This window comes from Bacillus cereus group sp. RP43 (genome assembly GCF_040459645.1).
Classification (GTDB): Bacteria; Bacillota; Bacilli; order Bacillales; family Bacillaceae_G; genus Bacillus_A; species Bacillus_A mycoides_C.
Window position 1 is genome coordinate 4,877,501 of the sequence record NZ_JARVHQ010000001.1, and the last position, 5,000, is coordinate 4,882,500.

Here is a 5,000-nt window from a genome sequence, read left to right on the forward strand (position 1 = left end):
GTCTTATGGGCAGGTTACCCACGTGTTACTCACCCGTCCGCCGCTAACTTCATAAGAGCAAGCTCTTAATCCATTCGCTCGACTTGCATGTATTAGGCACGCCGCCAGCGTTCATCCTGAGCCAGGATCAAACTCTCCAATAAAGTTAGTTTGTCTAGCATCTAAAAATAAAAATTGACGTTCACGTTGTTTGTTTCGTTCAGTTTTCAAAGAACTTGTTTGCCGCTCATTTGCGACTCCCTTATGTTAACATTTTCATATTTCAATGTCAACTAAGTTTTTTATTTCGTTTGTCGCTTTCTGCGTTGTTGCTATCGGCGACTTGTTCTATATTACACCTGTGTATGTTAATCGTCAATAGTTTTAAATAAGTTTTTTATAAAAATATGAATTAACTCTACCAACAAGCCATTAGCACAATAATACTACACTTGAATGTAACTCCCCCAAAACAAACTAAATACGAATAACCTATAAGAGTTGCAGTAGGTTATTCGTATTTAGAGGTCATTAATATACATTTAACATTTAAAATTTATCCCCTCAGTACATCATGTACAACACAATAGAAAGAATTAAATATTATTCCTTTGGAGGTATCGAGCAACTACCATCTGTACAATAAGTATCTGTTGTACTATTTATTGAAAGATCCTGAAGTTCGGGCTTAGGATTCTCTTCTTCCCACACCTGCTGAAGTGCACCAACGAAGGTTTCAAGTGGTTGCGCACCTGAAATAGCATACTTTTGATTAACAATAAAATAAGGTACCCCCGTAATTTTATACTGTTGGGCAATTGCTTCATCAATTCTAACTTCATTCGCATACGCATTTTTATTATTAATAACATTTAAAGCTTCTTGCTTATCTAAACCTGAAGCTTCAGCGATAGCAGCGAGCGTCTCCGCATCACTTAAGTTTCTCGATTCAGTGAAATATGCAAAAAGTAAATTTTCTGTAATCTCCTTTTCCTTCCCCTGATCCTTTGCAAATTTCGCCAAACGGTGTGCATCAAAAGTATTTGTTGGCTTCATCTCTTCAAAATTGAAACTTAAACCCATACTAGCTGCATGATTGCCTAGTTGTATATTATTACGATCAGCTTCTTCAATACTAATCCCATACTTCGATGCAAGTACTTCATTAATACCCGTTCCAGAGTAGATCGGAGCATTTTGATCTAATTCAAAACTTTTAAACTCAACTTCAACATCATCCCTATGCGGGAATTGTTCTAAAGCCATCTCTAATCTACGCTTTCCAATATAACAAAATGGACATACAAAATCTGACCATACTTCAATTTTCATATTAGCACCTCATTAACATTTAGTTTTCAATTATTGTAGCACTGGCACTGAGTAATTCAAAAGTTTATGCCTCAAGAGGTTACGACTACTAATCAAAGAATCTTTCGTACCCATATATACACTTCAATTGCAAATGAGCTCCTTGTTCACCATTCCTATACCTCACTACATATTTAGCCATAATATAGCCGTTCTCATAATAGTTGAAAAGCACCTGTATTATTTTCATAGATTACGTACTACTTCCCTATACTTAATCACACCCCCTCAAAACACTACTATTATAAGAATAAAAAATTAAACATGCCCGTCTATATAATTGTATTTTATATAGACGGGCATGTTTAATAGATTGAGCAAACTGCAAATTCAAAGGAAGCAATTATACAAATCTATATTATTGAAATTATGAACGGAGTTGTTTTCAAAAGCATATTAGTGAAGAAGAAGTGCTTGCCGGCAGAAATACCTCTAATGTTTATTAGTTAAGGGATACTGTATACAGAATTTTAAGGGGAAATAGTTATACAATTCATAAACCATTAAATCATTTAGAGTATAGAAGCTTCAATTATGTGCCAAGTTTTTAGAAATTAATTATAAAAGAAGTGAGATTCCCTCTTATATTGAAGATATGAACCGTAATGATCCTATAGTGAAATACATATAGTTTAATGAATGCTTACTAAAAATAACGAAAGCACTTCGCCTTTATCATGATCCTGCAAATAATTTTTCATCTGGTATGGTTTAGTAATCAATATTTCCACTCTTGTTTCTAACGAAACAAATATACAAAAAAACACAAGTCAAAAGACTTGTGTTTTTATCTTGCTTGGCGACGTCCTACTCTCACAGGGACAAGGTCCCAACTACCATCGGCGCTAGAGAGCTTAACTTCCGTGTTCGGTATGGGAACGGGTGTGACCTCTCTGCCATCATCACCAAACTGATGAAGGTATATTCCTTCAAAACTAGATAACATTTGCTTCATATTATATGGTTAAGTCCTCGATCTATTAGTATTCGTCAGCTCCACATGTCACCATGCTTCCACCTCGAACCTATCAACCTGATCATCTTTCAGGGATCTTACTAGCTTACGCTATGGGAAATCTCATCTTGAGGGGGGCTTCATGCTTAGATGCTTTCAGCACTTATCCCTTCCGCACATAGCTACCCAGCTATGCCCTTGGCAGAACAACTGGTACACCAGCGGTGCGTCCATCCCGGTCCTCTCGTACTAAGGACAGCTCCTCTCAAATTTCCTACGCCCACGACGGATAGGGACCGAACTGTCTCACGACGTTCTGAACCCAGCTCGCGTACCGCTTTAATGGGCGAACAGCCCAACCCTTGGGACCGACTACAGCCCCAGGATGCGATGAGCCGACATCGAGGTGCCAAACCTCCCCGTCGATGTGGACTCTTGGGGGAGATAAGCCTGTTATCCCCGGGGTAGCTTTTATCCGTTGAGCGATGGCCCTTCCATGCGGAACCACCGGATCACTAAGCCCGACTTTCGTCCCTGCTCGACTTGTAGGTCTCGCAGTCAAGCTCCCTTATGCCTTTGCACTCTACGAATGATTTCCAACCATTCTGAGGGAACCTTTGGGCGCCTCCGTTACACTTTAGGAGGCGACCGCCCCAGTCAAACTGCCCACCTGACACTGTCTCCCGGGTCGATAAGACCCGTAGGTTAGAATTTCAATACAGTCAGGGCGGTATCCCACCAGCGCCTCCACCGAAGCTAGCGCTCCGGTTTCAATGGCTCCCGCCTATCCTGTACAAACTGTACCAAAATTCAATATCAGGCTACAGTAAAGCTCCACGGGGTCTTTCCGTCCTGTCGCGGGTAACCTGCATCTTCACAGGTACTATAATTTCACCGAGTCTCTGGTTGAGACAGTGCCCAAATCGTTACACCTTTCGTGCGGGTCGGAACTTACCCGACAAGGAATTTCGCTACCTTAGGACCGTTATAGTTACGGCCGCCGTTTACTGGGGCTTCAGTTCAGAGCTTCGCTTACGCTAACCCCTCTCCTTAACCTTCCAGCACCGGGCAGGTGTCAGCCCCTATACTTCGCCTTACGGCTTCGCAGAGACCTGTGTTTTTGCTAAACAGTCGCTTGGGCCTATTCACTGCGGCTTTCCGTTAAGAAAGCACCCCTTCTCCCGAAGTTACGGGGTCATTTTGCCGAGTTCCTTAACCAGAGTTCTCTCGCACACCTTAGGATTCTCTCCTCGCCTACCTGTGTCGGTTTGCGGTACAGGCACCTTTTATCTCGCTAGAAGCTTTTCTTGGCAGCGGGGAATCAAAGACTTCGCTCCATAAGGAGCTTCCCCATCACAGCTCAGCCTTCACGATAAGCGGATTTGCCTACTTATCAGCCTAACTGCTTGGACGTGCACAACCAATCGCACGCTTCTTCTATCCTTCTGCGTCCCTCCATTGCTCAAACGATAAAGAGGTGGTACAGGAATATCAACCTGTTGTCCATCGCCTACGCCTGTCGGCCTCGGCTTAGGTCCTGACTAACCCTGAGCGGACGAGCCTTCCTCAGGAAACCTTAGGCATTCGGTGGACGGGATTCTCACCCGTCTTTCGCTACTCATACCGGCATTCTCACTTCTAAGCGCTCCACCAGTCCTTCCGGTCTGACTTCACTGCACTTAGAACGCTCCCCTACCACTGATACCATTGGTATCAATTCGCAGCTTCGGTGGTGTATTTAGCCCCGGTACATTTTCGGCGCAGAGTCACTCGACTAGTGAGCTATTACGCACTCTTTAAATGGTGGCTGCTTCTGAGCCAACATCCTAGTTGTCTAAGCAACTCCACATCCTTTTCCACTTAATACACACTTTGGGACCTTAGCTGGCGATCTGGGCTGTTTCCCTCTTGACTACGGATCTTATCACTCGCAGTCTGACTCCTAAGGATAAGTCATTGGCATTCGGAGTTTGACTGAATTCGGTAATCCGATGAGGACCCCTAGTTCAATCAGTGCTCTACCTCCAAGACTCTTACACTTAAGGCTAGCCCTAAAGCTATTTCGGGGAGAACCAGCTATCTCCAGGTTCGATTGGAATTTCTCCGCTACCCACACCTCATCCCCGCACTTTTCAACGTGCGTGGGTTCGGGCCTCCATTCAGTGTTACCTGAACTTCACCCTGGACATGGGTAGATCACCTGGTTTCGGGTCTACGACCACGTACTAAACGCCCTATTCAGACTCGCTTTCGCTGCGGCTCCGCCTCTTCAGCTTAACCTCGCACGGGATCGTAACTCGCCGGTTCATTCTACAAAAGGCACGCCATCACCCATTAACGGGCTCTGACTATTTGTAGGCACACGGTTTCAGGATCTCTTTCACTCCCCTTCCGGGGTGCTTTTCACCTTTCCCTCACGGTACTGGTTCACTATCGATCACTAGGGAGTATTTAGCCTTGGGAGATGGTCCTCCCAGATTCCGACGGAATTTCACGTGTTCCGCCGTACTCAGGATACATTCAAGAGAGAACGAAGTTTCGACTACGGGGTTGTTACCCTCTGTGACGGACCTTTCCAGGTCGCTTCGTCTACCTCGTTCCTTTGTAACTCCGTATAGAATGTCCTACAACCCCAAGAGGCAAGCCTCTTGGTTTGGGCTAGATTCCGTTTCGCTCGCCGCTACTCAGGAAATCG

1 protein-coding gene and 3 rRNA genes (2 of these 4 running past the window's edge) are annotated in these 5,000 nt (G+C 44.2%); all 4 read right to left on the reverse strand.

From position 1 onward, the window contains the following. Window positions 1–143: ribosomal RNA gene (locus QCI75_RS25220) — 16S ribosomal RNA — on the reverse strand (it extends 1,409 nt beyond the left edge of the window). 439 nt (window positions 144–582) lie between these two features. Continuing rightward, window positions 583–1,311, reverse strand: a complete 729-nt coding sequence (locus QCI75_RS25225) for a DsbA family oxidoreductase (RefSeq protein ID WP_353761394.1) — start codon at window positions 1,309–1,311, stop codon at window positions 583–585. Window positions 1,312–2,144: 833 nt separating this feature from the next. After that, window positions 2,145–2,260: ribosomal RNA gene (rrf, locus tag QCI75_RS25230) — 5S ribosomal RNA — on the reverse strand. 50 nt (window positions 2,261–2,310) lie between these two features. After that, a 23S ribosomal RNA gene (locus QCI75_RS25235) occupies window positions 2,311–5,000 on the reverse strand (it continues 232 nt past the right edge of the window).